At 64.9% G+C, this 16,053-nt stretch carries 14 protein-coding genes; 9 read left to right on the forward strand and 5 right to left on the reverse strand.

Annotated elements, in window-relative coordinates; translation table 11 throughout:
* Positions 1-83 precede the first annotated feature (83 nt).
* Complete coding sequence (locus ACFMBG_RS04495) at positions 84-1,607, reverse strand: replicative DNA helicase (protein WP_421053530.1); 1,524 nt, start codon at positions 1,605-1,607, stop codon at positions 84-86.
* A gap of 335 nt (positions 1,608-1,942) precedes the next feature.
* A complete protein-coding gene (locus tag ACFMBG_RS04500; RefSeq protein ID WP_421053531.1) occupies positions 1,943-2,620 on the reverse strand; it encodes an orotate phosphoribosyltransferase in 678 nt (225 codons plus the stop codon).
* Between ACFMBG_RS04500 and ACFMBG_RS04505 the strand changes: the two genes are divergently transcribed.
* Complete coding sequence (locus tag ACFMBG_RS04505; RefSeq protein WP_421053532.1) at positions 2,619-3,719, forward strand: putative phage abortive infection protein; 1,101 nt, start codon at positions 2,619-2,621, stop codon at positions 3,717-3,719. The two genes, ACFMBG_RS04500 and ACFMBG_RS04505, sit on opposite strands and share 2 nt — an antisense overlap.
* A 21-nt stretch (positions 3,720-3,740) precedes the next feature.
* Here the strand turns inward: ACFMBG_RS04505 and pyrC are convergent, their stop codons facing one another.
* The 3 genes from pyrC to ACFMBG_RS04520 all read right to left on the reverse strand — a co-directional run bounded on the left by pyrC (position 3,741) and on the right by ACFMBG_RS04520 (position 7,015).
* Positions 3,741-4,781 carry a dihydroorotase gene (gene pyrC / locus ACFMBG_RS04510; protein WP_421053533.1) on the reverse strand — a complete coding sequence of 347 codons (1,041 nt, stop codon included), beginning with the start codon at positions 4,779-4,781 and terminating at the stop codon, positions 3,741-3,743.
* Between the two features lie 65 nt (positions 4,782-4,846).
* On the reverse strand, positions 4,847-5,803 hold the full coding sequence (locus tag ACFMBG_RS04515; protein ID WP_421053534.1) for a phosphoadenosine phosphosulfate reductase: 957 nt from the start codon (positions 5,801-5,803) through the stop codon (positions 4,847-4,849).
* 147 nt (positions 5,804-5,950) lie between these two features.
* Positions 5,951-7,015 (reverse strand): glycosyltransferase family 2 protein, encoded by a 1,065-nt coding sequence (locus tag ACFMBG_RS04520; protein ID WP_421053535.1) that lies wholly within the window; start codon positions 7,013-7,015, stop codon positions 5,951-5,953.
* A gap of 290 nt (positions 7,016-7,305) precedes the next feature.
* On the opposite strand from ACFMBG_RS04520, the gene ACFMBG_RS04525 reads away from it, so the two are divergent.
* The 8 genes from ACFMBG_RS04525 to ACFMBG_RS04560 all read left to right on the forward strand — a co-directional run bounded on the left by ACFMBG_RS04525 (position 7,306) and on the right by ACFMBG_RS04560 (position 16,032).
* The gene (locus tag ACFMBG_RS04525; protein ID WP_421053536.1) at positions 7,306-8,226 is read left to right on the forward strand and encodes an AAA family ATPase; all 921 of its coding nucleotides are present in this window, start codon (positions 7,306-7,308) and stop codon (positions 8,224-8,226) included.
* A gap of 61 nt (positions 8,227-8,287) precedes the next feature.
* Entirely contained in the window at positions 8,288-9,538 is a 1,251-nt protein-coding gene (locus tag ACFMBG_RS04530; protein WP_421053537.1) for a vWA domain-containing protein, read from the forward strand.
* A gap of 110 nt (positions 9,539-9,648) precedes the next feature.
* Positions 9,649-10,200, forward strand: coding sequence for a YeeE/YedE thiosulfate transporter family protein (locus ACFMBG_RS04535; RefSeq protein WP_421053538.1), 552 nt, complete (start codon positions 9,649-9,651; stop codon positions 10,198-10,200).
* Between the two features lie 3 nt (positions 10,201-10,203).
* Complete coding sequence (locus tag ACFMBG_RS04540; protein ID WP_421053539.1) at positions 10,204-10,794, forward strand: DUF6691 family protein; 591 nt, start codon at positions 10,204-10,206, stop codon at positions 10,792-10,794.
* A 148-nt stretch (positions 10,795-10,942) separates the two neighbouring features.
* Entirely contained in the window at positions 10,943-11,923 is a 981-nt protein-coding gene (locus tag ACFMBG_RS04545) for an XdhC family protein (protein ID WP_421053540.1), read from the forward strand.
* Positions 11,920-12,921, forward strand: coding sequence for a molybdopterin-binding protein (locus tag ACFMBG_RS04550; protein WP_421053541.1), 1,002 nt, complete (start codon positions 11,920-11,922; stop codon positions 12,919-12,921). Before ACFMBG_RS04545 ends, ACFMBG_RS04550 begins: the two co-directional genes overlap by 4 nt.
* 162 nt (positions 12,922-13,083) lie before the next feature.
* Positions 13,084-13,569, forward strand: a complete 486-nt coding sequence (locus ACFMBG_RS04555; protein ID WP_421053542.1) for a (2Fe-2S)-binding protein — start codon at positions 13,084-13,086, stop codon at positions 13,567-13,569.
* Between the two features lie 99 nt (positions 13,570-13,668).
* Positions 13,669-16,032: a xanthine dehydrogenase family protein molybdopterin-binding subunit gene (locus tag ACFMBG_RS04560; protein ID WP_421053543.1), complete on the forward strand. Its 2,364-nt coding sequence runs from the start codon at positions 13,669-13,671 to the stop codon at positions 16,030-16,032.
* Positions 16,033-16,053: the final 21 nt, after the last annotated feature.

Raw genomic sequence — 16,053 nt, forward strand, 5'->3', positions numbered from 1 at the left:
CTGATGGCCTGACGGTCAATGGGTCCGGCAGGCAGCAGCACTGAAAATCCGCAAATCCGCGATCCGGCCACGGCTGGCCGGGATCAGTATTCCTCCTGGCCCTGCTGCCAGGGCTTGGCGAGGTTGCCGAAGCGGGTGAACTGCGCTTCAAAGCTCAGCTCCACCGTGCCTATGGGACCGTGACGCTGCTTGCCGACGATGACCTCGGCCTTGGCGTGCAGCCGCTCCATCGCCTGCTTCCACTCTTCCATCTTCTCCAGCTCGTGATCGCCGGGCTTTTCCCGCTCCTTGTAGTATTCCTCGCGGAACACGAACATCACCACGTCGGCGTCCTGTTCGATCGAGCCCGATTCCCGGAGGTCCGACAGCTGCGGGCGTTTGTCCTCGCGGTTTTCCACCTGACGCGACAGCTGCGACAGCGCGATCACCGGGATGTTCAATTCCTTGGCAATCGCCTTCATCCCCATCGAGATTTCGGCGATTTCGTTCACCCGGTTGTCGGACATGCCGCGGCAGAGCTGCAGGTAGTCGACCACCAAGAGGTCCAGCCCGTGCGTCCGCTTCAGGCGCCGTGCGCGCGCGGCCAGCTGCGAGATCGGGATCGCCGGCGTGTCGTCGATGAACAGCGGGCAGCTTTCCAGGTCCTTGGCCGCCTGCACAAAGCGGCGGAATTCGCTTTCGGTCATGTCGCCCTGGCGGATCTTGTGCGAGGAGATCTCCGACGCTTCCGCCAGGATCCGGCCCGCCAGCTGCTCGGCGCTCATCTCGAGCGAGAAGAAGCCGACCACGCCGCCGTCGATGGCGCCTTCGGTGCCGTCGGGTTTCACCCCGCGTTTGTATGCCTTGGCGACGTTGAAGGCGATGTTGGTCGCCAGCGACGTCTTACCCATAGAGGGGCGGCCTGCGAGGATTAGGAGGTCCGAGGGATGCAGGCCGCCAAGTTGCTTGTCGAGGTCTACCAGGCCCGTCGAGATGCCGGCCATGCCGCCACCCCGCTGATACGCCTCGTTGGTCACATTGACCGCTTCTGTGACGGCCTTCAGGAATGATTTGAAGCCGCTTTCCGTCTGGCCCTGCTCTGCCAGCTGGTAAAGCGCCTGCTCTGCCTCAACGATCTGCTCTTTAGGTTCTGATGCCACGTCAACGCGGCGTGCCTTGTCTGAAATCGATTGGCCCAGGGCGATCAGCTCGCGCCGGATCGCCAGGTCGTAGATCATCTGCGCGTAGTCCCGCACCGCAAAGGCGGAGATCGACGCGCCTGCGAGCTTGGCCAGATAGGCCGGCCCGCCCAGTTCCTTCAGCCCCTCGTGGTCCTCCAGGAACGCCTTCAGCGTCACCGGCGAGGCCAGCGCGTTCTTGGAGATCCGCGCCGCCGCAACCTCGTAGATGCGGGCATGGACCGGGTCGTAGAAATGCGACGAGTCGATGATCAGCGCGATCTTGTCGTAGACCTCGTTGTTGGTCAGGATCGCACCCAGGAGCTGCTGTTCGGCCTCCACCGAATGGGGCAGCTCATTGTCCGGCATCGCGGCCTCCGGTGCCGCGGCGGGTTCGGGCATCGGGGCAGGAGGGGGCATGTCGCCGTCGAAAGGGGTAATCTCGTTCATCACTGCTCTCGTCTTTCGGGCCGCCTTATACGGCGCGCGGGGCTGTTCGCCTATCTGGGAATCTCTGGGGATTCCTTGTGGATATCCGCGCCGGGCCTGTGGGCTGTTTACCGCAATGGGCCAGCAAGCCTGTCCCTTTGAAGCTACATGATGCGGCGGGACCTGAAAAGACCCCTATATCTGCGCTTCAGCCTGTGCGGGAAATGATTCGAGGCGGGCTTTTCCACAGACCGCCCTGTAACACTTAACCTTGCGTTAAGCGGTTTTGCGCGCATCCTGCCTATGGCGTGGAAATGGCGGGCAAATTGCCCGCCGGTGCGCGTCCTCAGCCAATTTTACGCCTTGTGGGCTTCCTGCCAGGCGCGCGGATCCTTCAGGAATTTCTCCACCTCATCCAGCGTCTCGCCGCTGAAGCTCTTCTGCGCTTTGGCTTCGGCCAGGACATCCCACCAGGTGCACAGGTAGTGCAGCTCAACACCGTGGTCGCCCAGGCGTTTGGTGGTTTCGGGGAAGATGTCGTAATAGAAGATCACCGCGGTGTGGCCGCAGGAGGCGCCGGTCTCGCGGATTGCATCCACAAAGGACAGCTTGGAACCGCCGTCGGTGGTCATGTCTTCCACCAGCAGCACGCGCTGATCCTCGGTCATCACCCCTTCGATGCGGGCATTCTTGCCATAGCCTTTGGGCTTCTTGCGCACGTAGGTCATCGGCAGCGCCAGCCGCTCGGCGACCAGCGCGGCAAACGGGATGCCCGCGGTCTCGCCGCCGGCGATGTTGTCGAACGCCTCGAACCCTGCGTTGCGCATCACGGTGACGGCCATGAAATCCATCAGGGTGGAGCGGATGCGCGGAAAGGAGATCAGCTTGCGGCAGTCGATGTAGCTGGGCGAGGGCAGGCCGGAGGCCAGCGTATAGGGTTCATCCGTGTTGAAGTTCACCGCGCCGATTTCCAGCAGCATCCGGGCCGACAGGCGGGCGATTTCTTCTTTGGACGGGTAGGAGGTGGGGATCATGGCGGCACCTTGGTTGAGCAGACGACGGTTCCGCGCGCTGATAGCTGACAGCGAGGGCAGATGTCGAGAGCTCTTGCAGCTATTGCTTGGTTCGATAGTTTGCCCAAGTAGTTTGATTGAGGAATTTTATATGAACTGGAGACGCCATCTTGCCCGGCTCGAGGAGCTTTGCGCAAAAATCGGGCGGGCGGTTCTCAACCCATTGCGCAAAGAGAAGCGCAAAAGGGCGAAAGGTTACCTGACGGTCTGGACACGGCGCTATCCGTTCGAATTCTTTTTGGCGATTGCGGGTTTGGTGTTTGGTTTTTGGCTCTTCAACCCGTTTTTAATGAAATGGGCGGCTGAAGGGTTTGCTAACGCCGGACCCGTTGGCGACTCATTCGGTGCCCTGACTTCGCTCTTTACTGGTGCCGCCTTTGTCGGGTTGATCGCCACGCTGATGCAACAGCAGCGCGAAATCCGAATGCAGCGGCAGGATTTGAAAATGCAACGGGATGAAATGAAAGCGGCTCGTGCTGAACTGGAGGGGCAGAAGAAACAGATGGCGCTGCAAAATCAGAGATTGCAGCAGCAGATGTTCGAGCAGACGTTTTTCAATATGTTGGCCATTTTTAACGGCTACATCGACGATCTGACTGGCCCTAGCCAAAATAATGGAAAGGCGCCATATTCAGGACGAGATCAGTTGGGGCAAATTTACATCGATTTGCTACGAGTGAGCTTTTGGGATCAAGATGGAGCTTCAGATCTCAACCGAGTTGCCTATGCTGCCAATGAGTTCATTCGCAGATACCCAAAACATGCCGACGACCTGAATAGCTACTTTAGGCTCTTGTACAACACTCTAAAGTTTGTGGATCGACAGGCACCGCAGAATGCAAAGCTGTACATTAACATACTACGTGCACAACTCTCAGACAGTGAATGTGGGTTGATTGCACTGACTTGTGCTACTCCAACTGGTGCGAAGATGAAGGCCTTGGCACACAAATATGATCTCTTGAAGCACCTTCCTGAGCATTTTGATGAAGTGCCATTAACAATGATAACAGAGTATATCTCGGAAATGTATCGCGACGGCTTACTGCCAGAAATTTGACAGTAAGCCGTCTCTTCTAGGTCAGGCTACATTCCAAAAAACCGGGAAGCCCGGATCGAACACGGTGACAGGCCCGTCGCCGGTTTCGATCTTCTCCGGGAACACCACCGGCGCGTCACCCTTGGTCAGCGTCAGGCTCTCGCTGCTGACCGGCAAGTCGTAGAACGCGGGCCCGTACTCGGAGGCGAAGCCCGCCAGCTTGTCCAGCGCGCCTTCTTCCTCGAACACATGCGCCAGCAGGGACATGGTGTTGGTGGCGGTGAAACAGCCGGCGCAGCCGCAGGCGCTTTCCTTGTTCGGGTCGGTGTGCGGCGCCGAGTCGGTGCCCAGGAAATAACGCTTGTCGCCCGAGGTCGCGGCGGCGCGCAGCGCCTGCCGGTGCTCTTCGCGCTTGGCCACCGGCAGGCAGTAGTAATGCGGCTTGATGCCGCCGACCAGGATGTGGTTGCGGTTGATGATCAGGTGGTGCGTGGTGATCGTCGCGCCCAGGTCCTTGTCCTGGCTGGCCACATACTCGGCAGCGTTTTTGGTGGTGATATGCTCCATCACCACCCGCAGGCCGGGGGTGGCCTTGCGGATCGGGTCCAGCACCCGGTCGATGAACACCGCCTCGCGGTCGAAGATGTCGATGTCGTGGTCGGTAACCTCGCCATGGGTGCAGAGCGGCAGGCCGATCTCCGCCATCTTCTCCAGCACAGCGCGCACCTTGTCGAAATCACGCACGCCGGAGGCCGAATTGGTGGTCGCCCCCGCCGGGTACAGCTTCACCGCCGTGACCAGCCCGCTGGCATGGGCCGCGGCGACGTCTTCCGGATCGGTGTCCTCGGTCAGGTAAAGCGTCATCAGCGGCTCAAACGCCATGCCTTCGGGCAGCGCCGCCAGGATGCGGTCGCGGTAGGCGGCGGCCTGGTCCCCGGTCACCACCGGCGGCACCAGGTTCGGCATGATGATGGCACGGCCGAAATGGCGGGCGGTTTCGGGCAGCACGGCCTGCAGCATCGCGCCGTCGCGCAGATGCAGGTGCCAGTCGTCGGGGCGGGGGATGGTCAGCGTCTGGGTCATGCGCCCGCGTTAGCACATGACCGCGGGGAAACAAAGCGGCGGATTGCCCGGGGCTGCGGTCCGCTTCAGCGCTTGGAGGGGAAGGTGAACTCGCCGGCTTCCGCGCGCTTCTCCATCTCCTGCAGGCGGCGGCGGAACCGCGGTGCCCGCATCCGCTCCGTCACATTGCGGCACAACAGTGCCATCAGGAACGGGCGGTCCTCCCGTTCCAGCCGTCCCAGCAGGTTGCGCAGGAAGAAGGAGTTGTTGCGGCGGCTGCGGAACAGCTTGTAAAACGCCCCCCCGGTCAGCTTGCGGCTGCCGGCCAGCGACAGGATGTGATAAAGCATCTCCATCTCGATCAGCCGGGTCTGCACCGCATCGCCCATGTGAAACGCCCGCAGCCGGGTCACGTTCCTGCGGGCAAACAGCGAGGCGTGCATGGCATCCAGCCGCTCCTGCGGATCATAAATCACATAGGCCTGGTCCGCCGCATCCAGCATGTCCGGCGCATAGCCGTAGCGGTCAGTGAACGATAGGCGGCGCATTTCGGTGAAGCGGTCGTCCCATTCGGTCATCCGCGGATCCAGCGTCGCCTGCGGCTGCACGGCCACCACCACGGCCCCGGGGGCCGCCACCGAATAGGCCGCCGCCGCATAGCCGCAAGGGCCTGCACCGTAAAAGATCACATTGTCGAACTCGTCGAAAAACCCGTCATCGATCAGCTGGTCGAAAAAGCCGTAGATGCGGTTCTCGCGGAACCAGGTGTCGCCGTCGGAGACCACGCACATATGCGACCAGCCCAGGTTCTTCACCAGGTCGAACCCCAGCGGCTGCGCCAGGTCGGAGAGGTTGTGGATGCCCTGCATGGTCTCGAACGTCACCAGCAGCGTGTTGCCCTGGTCGATGAAGGTGGCGAAATGCCGGTCGCCGAGCGGCTGGAACATGCCATGCTCTTCGGCCAGGGCCGCCATCCGGGCCTTCCACTGGGCAGGCTTCAGCCCGGAAAGGTCTTCATCCAGATTTTCAAGTCCGTCCTGCATGCCTGCTATCCTCTGGAGCCCCCGACCGGTCCGGGGGCTGTTTGCATTTACGGTTATGAGGGAAATAAGGCTAAATTTAGAAAAACCTATGCCTCATTCGGGCAGTGCAGCGTCCATTCAGCGGCCTTCAGCTGCGCCGCCAGAGGCTCAGCTCCCGTTCTCCGGCCGCGGCCCTGCGGACTGGCCCTGGACCGCAAATTCACGCAGCAGCTCCGCTGCCGCCGGGCTCACCGCGCGCGAGGGCGGCGTCATCAGCAGCCGGGCAAACAGCGCCCGGCTGGGTTCCTGCCTCATCAGGGCGGCAAACCTGGCGTGGCGCCATTCCACTGCCTTGGCATGCAGCCGGGCCAGGTCCGGATCGCTCAGCAGGCCGGCCTGCAGCTCTGTCCGCGCCGCACCGCAGCGGGCGATGGAGGTGTCGGTGTCCGTGCAATAGTTGCGCTCCACCCAGTAATCCATCCCCAGCTCCGCCTGCCGGTTGACCCGGCCGCGGTCCGCCTTCAGCACATAGCTCTCCATGGCGCCCAGCGGATAGTGGTTCAGCTGCGCCAGCCGCCCGTTGGGCTGGCCGTAATCGGAAAACAGCCGCTTGGTCTTGAACTCCGCGCCCAGCTCGCGCCCCTCGCAGTCGAACCAGCGGAAGCTGTCCAGCCGCGCCGCGTCCCTGACATCGCGGGGCCGGTGCACGCCGCATTTGCGGTAGGTGCCGTCATTGCGGTAGAGCGTCTTGAACATCACCGCCCGCCAGGGCCAGTGGATCACCTCCGGCGCGCAGCGGGTGAACTGTTCGGTCACCGGCAGATCCTCGTAGCGCACGATGCCGGCATTGCCGAACAGCCGCCACGTCAGCGTCACCGCATCCGCCTCCGGCAGCGCCGCCAGCAGGTCCGCCACCGTGCCATCGCCGGTCTTGATGCAGACAAATTCGTCGATATCCAGCACCAGGATCCAATCGGCCTGTTTCACCAGCGGATGCCGGTCCGCCTGCTTCAGCGCGGTGAACTGGATGCCGCCCTTGTCGTAAGGCCCTTCGTTGCGCAGGTGGGTGAGCTGCCCCAGCTCCTGCAGCCGGTCCAGCATCTTGGCCGTCCCGTCCTGGCAGTTGTTGGAAAACATCAGGAAGTCGGTAAATCCCACGGCCCGGTGATGGGCCAGCCATTCCAGCAGAAAGGCGGCTTCGTTGCGCACGCAGAGGATGGCCAGAACCCGCATCTGCTTCAGGCCTCCCGGGCGGCGGCAGCGGGTTGGGCAGGCTGGCAGGACAGCTTGTGCGGGGCATTGCGCATGGCGTGCTTCTCGGTCCTTGTAACCCGCGCCCGGGTCAGCGCATCTCAGGTGTGAAGTTTTACCCGCCCGGACGGGATTTACAACTCTCCGGCCGCCCGGGGCCGGTGCCGCCGCTTGCCGCCGCCGCAGCGTCGCGGCGGCGCGCGGCTTGACCGGGGCCGCCCTGCGTGGCCTGTTGGGCAGATCAGACCGGGCGGGGCAAGGGGAGGCTCAGCATGAAGCAGGCGCAGTCAATCGATCAGGTACAGCAAATTCTCTCAGGCCAGGGCTATGTCTGCGGCCGGGCGCTGGCCACCGTGGTGTTCCTGTCGCTGAAACTGGGCCGCCCGCTGTTCCTGGAGGGCGAGGCCGGCACTGGCAAGACCGAGATCGCCAAGGCGCTGGCCGCGGGCCTGGGCCGCCGCCTGATCCGGCTGCAGTGCTACGAGGGGCTGGATGCCGCCAGCGCCGTCTACGAATGGAACTTCGCAGCCCAGATGGTCGCTATCCGCACGGCAGAAGTGTCGGGCGAGGCCGCAGGCGCCGCCGGCCGCGCCGCGCTGCAAAACGAACTCTTCTCCGCCGATTACCTGATCGAACGCCCGCTGCTCCAGGCCATGCGCCCGGATGAACGCGGCGCGCCGGTGCTGCTGATCGATGAGCTCGACCGCACCGACGAACCGTTCGAGGCCTTCCTGCTGGAAGCGCTCAGCGACTTCCAGGTGACGATCCCGGAACTCGGCACCATCCACGCCCCAGAGCCGCCCATCGTGGTGCTCACCTCCAACCGCACGCGGGAGGTGCACGACGCGCTGAAACGCCGCTGCCTCTATCACTGGGTCGACTACCCGGATTTCAGCCGCGAGGTGGAAATCCTGAACGCCCGCGCCCCGGAGGCCAGCCAGCAGCTCAGCCGCGAAATCGTCGCCTTCGTGCAGGCCCTGCGCACCGAGGACCTGTTCAAGAAGCCGGGGGTGGCCGAAACCATCGACTGGGCCAATTGCCTGCTGGCGCTCGACGTGATCGCCCTCAGCCCCGAGGTGATTGCCGACACCCTGGGCGCCATCCTCAAATATCAGGACGACATCGCCCGCCTGCAGGGCTCCGAAGCGAAACGCATCCTTGACCAGGCACGCGCGAGCCTGGATGCGGCATGATGCTTCTTCTGGCTGAAAATATCCCGGGGGTATGGGGGCAGCGCCCCCATGAAACACGGTAGTGCCCGACACTCCGCCGCTTTCCCTGCCGGACGACCCCAAGCTGGTCCGCAACATCACCCATTTCGCCCGCGCCCTGCGCAAGGCCGGGCTGCCGATCGGCCCCGGCCGGGTGCTGGATGCGGTGCAGGCGGTGGCCGCCGCAGGCTTCACCAGCCGCGAGGATTTCTATTGGGCCCTGCACGCCTGTTTCGTCACCAAGCCGGAGCAGCGCGTGGTGTTCGCCCAAGTCTTCCGCCTGTTCTGGCGCGACCCGCGCTACCTCGAGCAGATGATGGCCGCGATGCTGCCCGCCATCCGCGGCGTGCAGGAGGAGCGCGCCGCCAAACCCGCCGAAAAACGCGCGGCAGAGGCGCTGCTGGACGGCATGCTGGACCAGCCGGACATCCCGGCAGAGGAGCCGGAGGGCACCGAAATCGACATCGACGCCTCCCGCACCGCCTCGGCGGAGGAGCGCCTGAGAACCCTCGATTTCGAGCAGATGAGCACCGCCGAGATTGCCGCCGCCAAACGCATCCTGGCCCAGCTGCAGCTGCCGGTGACGCCGATCCAGTCGCGCCGCCTGATGGCTTCCCCCAAGGGGCGCCGGGCAGACTGGCGCCGCACCCTGCGCAAGGCCGCGCGCCAGGGCGGCGATCTGCAAACCATCGCCCGCGCCAAACGCCGCATCCGCTGGCCCAACCTGGTGGTACTCTGCGACATCTCCGGCTCGATGAGCCAGTACAGCCGCATCATCCTGCACTTCCTGCACGCCGCCGCCAACGCCAAGGGTGCAGGCTGGGCCAGGGTGCATGGCTTCACCTTCGGCACCCGCCTCACCAATATCACCCGCCACCTGCACCAGCGCGACGTGGACGCGGCGCTGGCGGCGGCGGGGGCTGAGGCGCAGGACTGGGAGGGCGGCACCCGCATCGGCGACTGCCTGCACGCCTTCAACCGCGACTGGTCGCGGCGGGTGATGGGGCAGGGGGCGGTGGTGCTCTTGATCTCCGACGGGCTGGACCGCGGCGACCCGGAGGCTTTGGCGCGCGAGATGCAGCGGCTGCAGCTGTCGTCGCGCCGCCTGATCTGGCTCAACCCGCTCTTGCGCTGGGACGGCTTTGCCCCCAAGGCGCAGGGCATCCGCGCCATGCTGCCCTATACCGACAGCTTCCGGGCAGGCCACTCAATCGCCTCGCTGGAGGAGCTGGCGCAGGTGATCTCCAGCCCCTCCGACGCCGGCGAGAAAGCCCGGCTGATGGCGCTGCTGTAGCCCGCCGCAAATGAATTCCAAAAGCAGAATGTGACTTGACCTGTATCAATCCGCCTTCTATTGCTCAGATATATTCTGAAAACAGAATGTAATGTGCGAAAGGAGATCCCATGCCACTCAACTGGAAAGCCGGAGGGCTCTTGCTGGGGCTGGTATTCTTCCTGGCGGTGCTGCTGGTCAAACCCATCGGGGTGTCGACCCAGTTCGTGATCCTCGACGGCATCGTTGCGGACGCCGTGAACCCGCAGCTGGTGACGGAAACCGCCGAGGGTTACACCTCCAGCAATGCCTATCTGGCGAAATCGGATGGCAAATACGCAAAATCCGTCGCCAATCCGCTGAATTACAGCTTTGTCTTCGTACTGGCGATGGCGCTGGGCGGGCTGATCTCTGCCAGGCTGCGTGGCGGCGTCACAGGCGCGGAGCGCAGCCTTCCTGCCCTGTGGCGCGCCAACTTCGGCGACAGCACGGCGAAACGCTATGCCGCAGCCTTCCTTGGCGGTTTCATCGTGCTCTACGGCGCGCGGCTGGCGGGCGGCTGCACCTCCGGCCACATGATGTCCGGCATGATGCAGACCGCTTTGTCGGGCTACATCTTTGCCGCCGGCGCCTTTGCCGCTGCGATCCCCGTCTCGCTGATGCTGTTCAAGAAGGAGGCCTGAGCCATGACAACCATTATCCTGGCAATCGTGATCGGCGCCGCCTTTGGCGCGGTGCTGGACCGGATCGGAGCCTCCAACCCCACCTATATCGGCAAGATGCTGAACCTCACCAATGTGAACCTGGCGAAATCCATCCTGCTGGCGATCGGCACCGGTTCGGTGCTGATGTTCGGCGGCCAGATGGCGGGGCTGGTTGACGTCGGCCACATGTCGGTCAAGGCGGCCTATGCCGGCGTCTTCATCGGCGGGCTGATGCTGGGCGCGGGCTGGGCGCTGGCGGGCTATTGCCCCGGCACCGGCGTGGTCGCCGCCGCCTCGGGCCGCCAGGACGCGCTGTTCTTCATCGCGGGCGGGCTCTTGGGTGCCGCTGCCTATATGGTCACTTACCCTGCGTGGAAGGCCAGCGGCCTCTTGGACAGCATCGCAGGCGGCAAGGTGACGCTGGGCGCGGTGCCGGGCGCTAAATACGAGGGTCTGACCGCGCTGCCCGGCGATGTGCTGGGGATCATCCTGGGCCTCGGATTCATCGCATTGGCCTTTGCCCTGCCAGAACGGCTGGTGCCGCAGAAAGCGGCCGCGCAACCGGCGGAATAAACCGGGCGCAAGGGGCAACAGGGGAGCGTCCGTCGGGGATGGCGGGCGCTTTCCTGTGTCTGGCGGCGGCTTCCGGCTTGAAACTTCCCGTGCCAGCGCCGAGGTTTAAAGGCAATCGCCGCCCAGGCGGCCCGGGGAGAGACGCAAGATGCAGCACACCGCCCAATTTGAGCACGCGCCGGAAACCGCGCTGAACTGGCACAAGGCCGGCGCAGGCGCAGCCCTGGCCACCGTGGTGCAGACCTGGGGTTCGGCCCCGCGCCGCACCGGCTCGCAGCTGGTGGTGGCGGGGGACGGCCGCATCGAGGGCTCGGTCTCCGGCGGCTGCGTCGAGGGCGCGGTGGTGGTCGAGGCGCAGGAGGCGCTGGAGGACGGCAAGCACCGGCTCTTGGAGTTCGGCGTCAGCGACGAGGATGCCTTTGCCGTCGGCCTCGCCTGCGGCGGCACCATCAAGGTGCTGGTGGAACCGGTCGGCTCCGCGCTGCCCGAGGATATGCTGGCGGATCTGGTGCAGGCCCGCGCCAGCCGCACACCCGTTGCCTATGAGGTGAACCTGGCAACCGGCACCCGGCGTCTCACGCGCGGGGAATACCCGGACCGGATGCGCATGGACCGCTCCGGGCTGGAGGAGGACGGCGAGACCTTTGTGGCCGTTCACAACCCGCCGCTGCGGCTGGTCTGCGTCGGCGCGGTGCACATCACCCAGGCGCTGGTGCCCATGGCACGGATTGCCGGCTATGACCCGGTGATCATCGACCCGCGCGCGGCCTTCGCCTCGCCTGAGCGCTTCCCCGGTGAAACACTCCTGGACGACTGGCCGGACGAGGCGGTGGAAAAGCTCGGCCTCGACACCCGCACAGCGCTGCTGCTGCTGACCCACGACCCCAAGTTGGACGACCCGGCCCTGCAGGCGGGGCTGGCAGCAGACGTGTTCTACATCGGCGCGCTGGGCTCCAAGAAGACCCACGCCGCCCGCGTTGCCCGGATGCGAGGTGCAGGCTTCACCGAAGACCAGATCAACCGCATCCACGGCCCCATCGGCCTCGACATCGGCGCCGCCGGTCCAGCGGAAATCGCGGTGTCGATCCTGTCCGAGATGACCGCCGTCCTGCGCGGCAAGCAGCCATGAGGTTCGGCCCGGTTCCCTTGAAGGACGCCGAAGGCGCCATCCTCGCGCACTCGCTGCAGGGCGCCAGCCGCAAGGTGGCCAAGGGCACGGTGCTGAGCGGTGAAGACCTGACAGAGCTCTCTGCCGCCGGCCATGAATCCCTGACCGTCGCGCGGCTCGACCCTGCCGACATGCATGAGGACGCCGCCGCCGAAGCGCTGGCAAAGGCGCTGGTGCCGGATCCGTCCGCGCAGGGCATCCGGATTTCCGCTGCGGGGACAGGGCGGGTGAACCTCTATGCCGCCGGCGCCGGGGTTGTGCGGCTGGACCGGGACAAGCTGGAGGCGGTCAACGCGGTGGACCCGATGATCACCGTTGCCACCGTGCCGGATTACCACCGGGCGGATGCGGACGGGATGCTGGCAACGATCAAGATCATCTCCTATGGCGTGCCCGCCGACGCCATCCGCCGCGCCAGCGAGGGCGCCGGGGATGCGATCCGGGTGCTGCCGCCGGTGGTCTCTTCCGCCACGCTGATCGAAACCCGGGTGAGCGGGGAGACACCCCCCGACAAGGGCCGCGCCGCGATGGCGGGGCGGCTGCACCGGATGGGCATCAGCCTGTCGCCGCGGGTGGTGGTGCCGCACCGCGAGGACGCGCTGGCCGAGGCCATCACCCAGGCGCCGGGGCAGCTGGTGCTGGTGCTCACCGGCTCCGCCACCTCCGACCCGCACGACGTGGCCCCGCAGGGCCTGCGCAATGCAGGCGGCACCGTCACCCGTTTCGGGATGCCGGTCGACCCCGGCAACCTGCTGTTCCTGGGCACTTTCCACGACAAGCCGGTGATCGGCCTGCCGGGCTGTGCCCGCTCTCCGGCCCTCAACGGCGCCGACTGGGTTCTGGAGCGGGTGATCTGCGGCATTCCTGTCAGCTCCGCCGATATCGCTGCAATGGGCGTCGGCGGCCTGCTGAAGGAGATTCCCACCCGCCCGATGCCGCGCCGCGATGCAGAAGGCTGATGCCGCGGCGCAGCGCGGGATTTGTGACGTAAGGTTACAACCATAGGTAAGCGCTGCTGACGCGAATTTGCCCGTTCCGCCCTCCGGAAAACACTTCGCGGATCGCAGTCCCCGTGCTTAACTCCCTCCAGCCAGACAAGAACAAGCTAAAGGGAGGGTACTATGGCCAAGGTCTCCATGACCGTGAATGGCAAGGCTGCCAGCGGCGAGGTTGAAGGGCGCACGCTGCTGTCCTCATTCCTGCGCGAAGAACTGGGGCTGACCGGCACCCATGTGGGCTGCGACACCAGCCAGTGCGGCGCCTGCGTCGTGCATGTGGACGGCAAGGCGGTGAAGGCCTGCACCATGCTGGCGCTCGAGGCCGAAGGGGCGGAGGTTGCCACCATCGAAGGGCAGGCCAATGCCGATGGCTCGCTGAACACGATACAGCAGGCTTTCCAGGACCACCACGGGCTGCAATGCGGCTTCTGCACGCCGGGCATGGTGATGTCGGCGGCGGCGCTCTTGAAAGACAACCCCAAGCCCAGCGAGCAGGAAATCCGCGACTACCTCGAGGGCAACCTGTGCCGCTGCACCGGCTACCACAATATCGTCAAGGCGATCATGGCGGCCTCGGGCCAGGATGTCTCCTCCATCGCGGCGGAATGACCGGAAGACCCCAGGCCGGCACCCGGCCTGAGCTGAACAAGGAGTGAGTGACCAAGAGGTGCGCCACAGGCAGCACCCTCCAGGGAGGAAAGACCAGACATGCCCAAGGATAACGGCATCGGCGCCAGCCCCAAGCGGCGCGAGGACGTGCGGTTCCTGACAGGAGCCGGAAACTATACCGACGACATCAACGTGAACGGCCAGGCCTATGTGCATTTCCTGCGCGCGGATGTGGCCCATGCAACCATCAATTCCATCGACATCAGCGCGGCTGAGGCAATGCCCGGCGTGGTGAAAATCTTCACCGGCGCCGATTTCGCCGAGGTCGGCGGCATCCCCTGCGGCTGGGGCGTGACCGACCGCCACGGCAACCCGCAGCAGGAGCCGCGGCATCCGATCATCGCGCATGATACCATCCGCCACGTGGGCGAGATCGTCGCCGCGGTGGTCGCCGACACGCTGGAACAGGCCCGCGATGCGGCAGAAGCCATCGAGCTGGACCTGAGCGACAAGCCCGCGGTGGTCAATATGGCCGCAGCGCTGGGTGAAGGCAGCACCAAGGTGCATGAGGATCTGACCTCAAACCTCTGCTATGACTGGGTGTTCGGCAATCCCGACGACGACGCAGTGCAGGCCGCCTTTGACAGCGCCGCCCATGTGACGACGCTGGAGCTGGTCAACAACCGCCTGGTTGCCAACCCGATGGAGCCGCGCGTGGCAATCGGCGACTACAGCCGCGCCACCGATGAATACACGCTGCACACCACCAGCCAGAACCCGCATGTGATCCGCCTGCTGATGTGCGCCTTCGTGCTGGGCCTGCCCGAGCACAAGGTGCGGGTGATCGCGCCGGATGTGGGCGGCGGTTTCGGCTCCAAGATCTTCCACTATGCCGAGGAGGCCTTCTGCACCTTCGCCGCCAAGGCCTGCGGGCGGGCGGTGAAATGGACCTCGACACGGGCAGAAGCCTTCATCTCCGACGCCCATGGCCGCGACCATGTGACCAAGATCGAGCTGGCGCTGGACGCGGACAACAACTTCACCGCGCTGCGCACCAACACGATGGCCAATATGGGCGCCTATCTGTCGACCTTCTCCACCTCTGTGCCCAGCTACCTGCACGGCACGTTGATGGCGGGCAACTACAAGACGCCGATTGTGCAGGTGAACGTGAAGACGGTGTTCACCAACACGGTGCCGGTCGATGCCTACCGCGGCGCTGGACGGCCGGAGGCGACCTTCCAGCTGGAGCGGGTGATCGACAAGGCCGCGCGCGAGCTGGGTGCCGATCCGATTGCCCTGCGCCGCCAGAACTTCATCACCGAGTTCCCCTATGAAACCCCGGTGGCGCTGACCTATGACACCGGCGATTACGTGGCGACCATGGACAAGCTGGAGCAGGTCGCCGACGTGGCAGGCTTTGCCGCCCGCCGCGCCGAAAGCGAGAAGAACGGCAAACTGCGCGGCTTTGGCATCAACTGCTATATCGAGGCCTGCGGTATCGCACCCTCCAACATCGTCGGCATGCTGGGCGCCCGTGCGGGGCTGTATGATGCCGCCACGGTGCGGGTCAACGCCACCGGCTCCATCAGCGTGATGGTCGGGGCGCATGCGCACGGGCAGGGGCACGAAACCACCTTCCCGCAGGTCGTCGCCGACATGATCGGCATCGACGAGAGCATGGTCGACATCGTGCATGGCGACACCGGACGGGTGCCGTTCGGCATGGGCACCTACGGCTCGCGCTCCATCGCGGTCTGCGGCTCCGCCATGGTGCGCGCGACCGAGAAGATCATCAACAAGGCCAAGAAGATCGCCGCCCATCTGATGGAGGCCTCTGACGCCGATATCGAGCTGAAGGACGGCCAGTTCACCGTTGCGGGCACAGACAAGTCGGTGGCCTGGGGCGATGTCTGCCTGACCGCCTATGTCCCCCACAACTACCCGCTGGAGGAGCTGGAGCCGGGGCTGGAGGAAACCGCGTTCTATGATCCCGCGAACTTTACCTATCCGGCCGGAGCCTATGCCTGCGAGGTGGAGGTGGACCCGGACACCGGCAAGGTCACCATCGAGCGGTTCTCGGCCGCCGATGACTTCGGCAACATCATCAACCCGATGATCGTCGACGGTCAGGTTCATGGCGGGCTGGGGCAGGGCATCGGCCAGGCATTGCTGGAAAACGCGGCCTATGACGCGGATGGCCAGCTGCTGTCGGCCTCCTACATGGACTACGCCATGCCAAGGGCCGATGACGTGCCGTTCTATCAGGTGGACCATTCCTGCCAGACGCCCTGCACCCACAACCCGCTGGGCGTGAAGGGCTGCGGCGAGGCCGGGGCGATCGGGTCGCCGCCTGCGGTGGTCAACGCGGTGATCGACGCGCTGCAGTCGGGCGGCAAGAATGTCACCCATATCGACATGCCGCTGTCGCCCGCGCGGGTCTGGGCGGCGATGAATGGATGAGGTGTTCGGGGGGGGGGGGGG

It is taken from the genome of Leisingera coralii, from assembly GCF_049056525.1.
GTDB classification, from domain to species: domain Bacteria; phylum Pseudomonadota; class Alphaproteobacteria; order Rhodobacterales; family Rhodobacteraceae; genus Leisingera; species Leisingera coralii.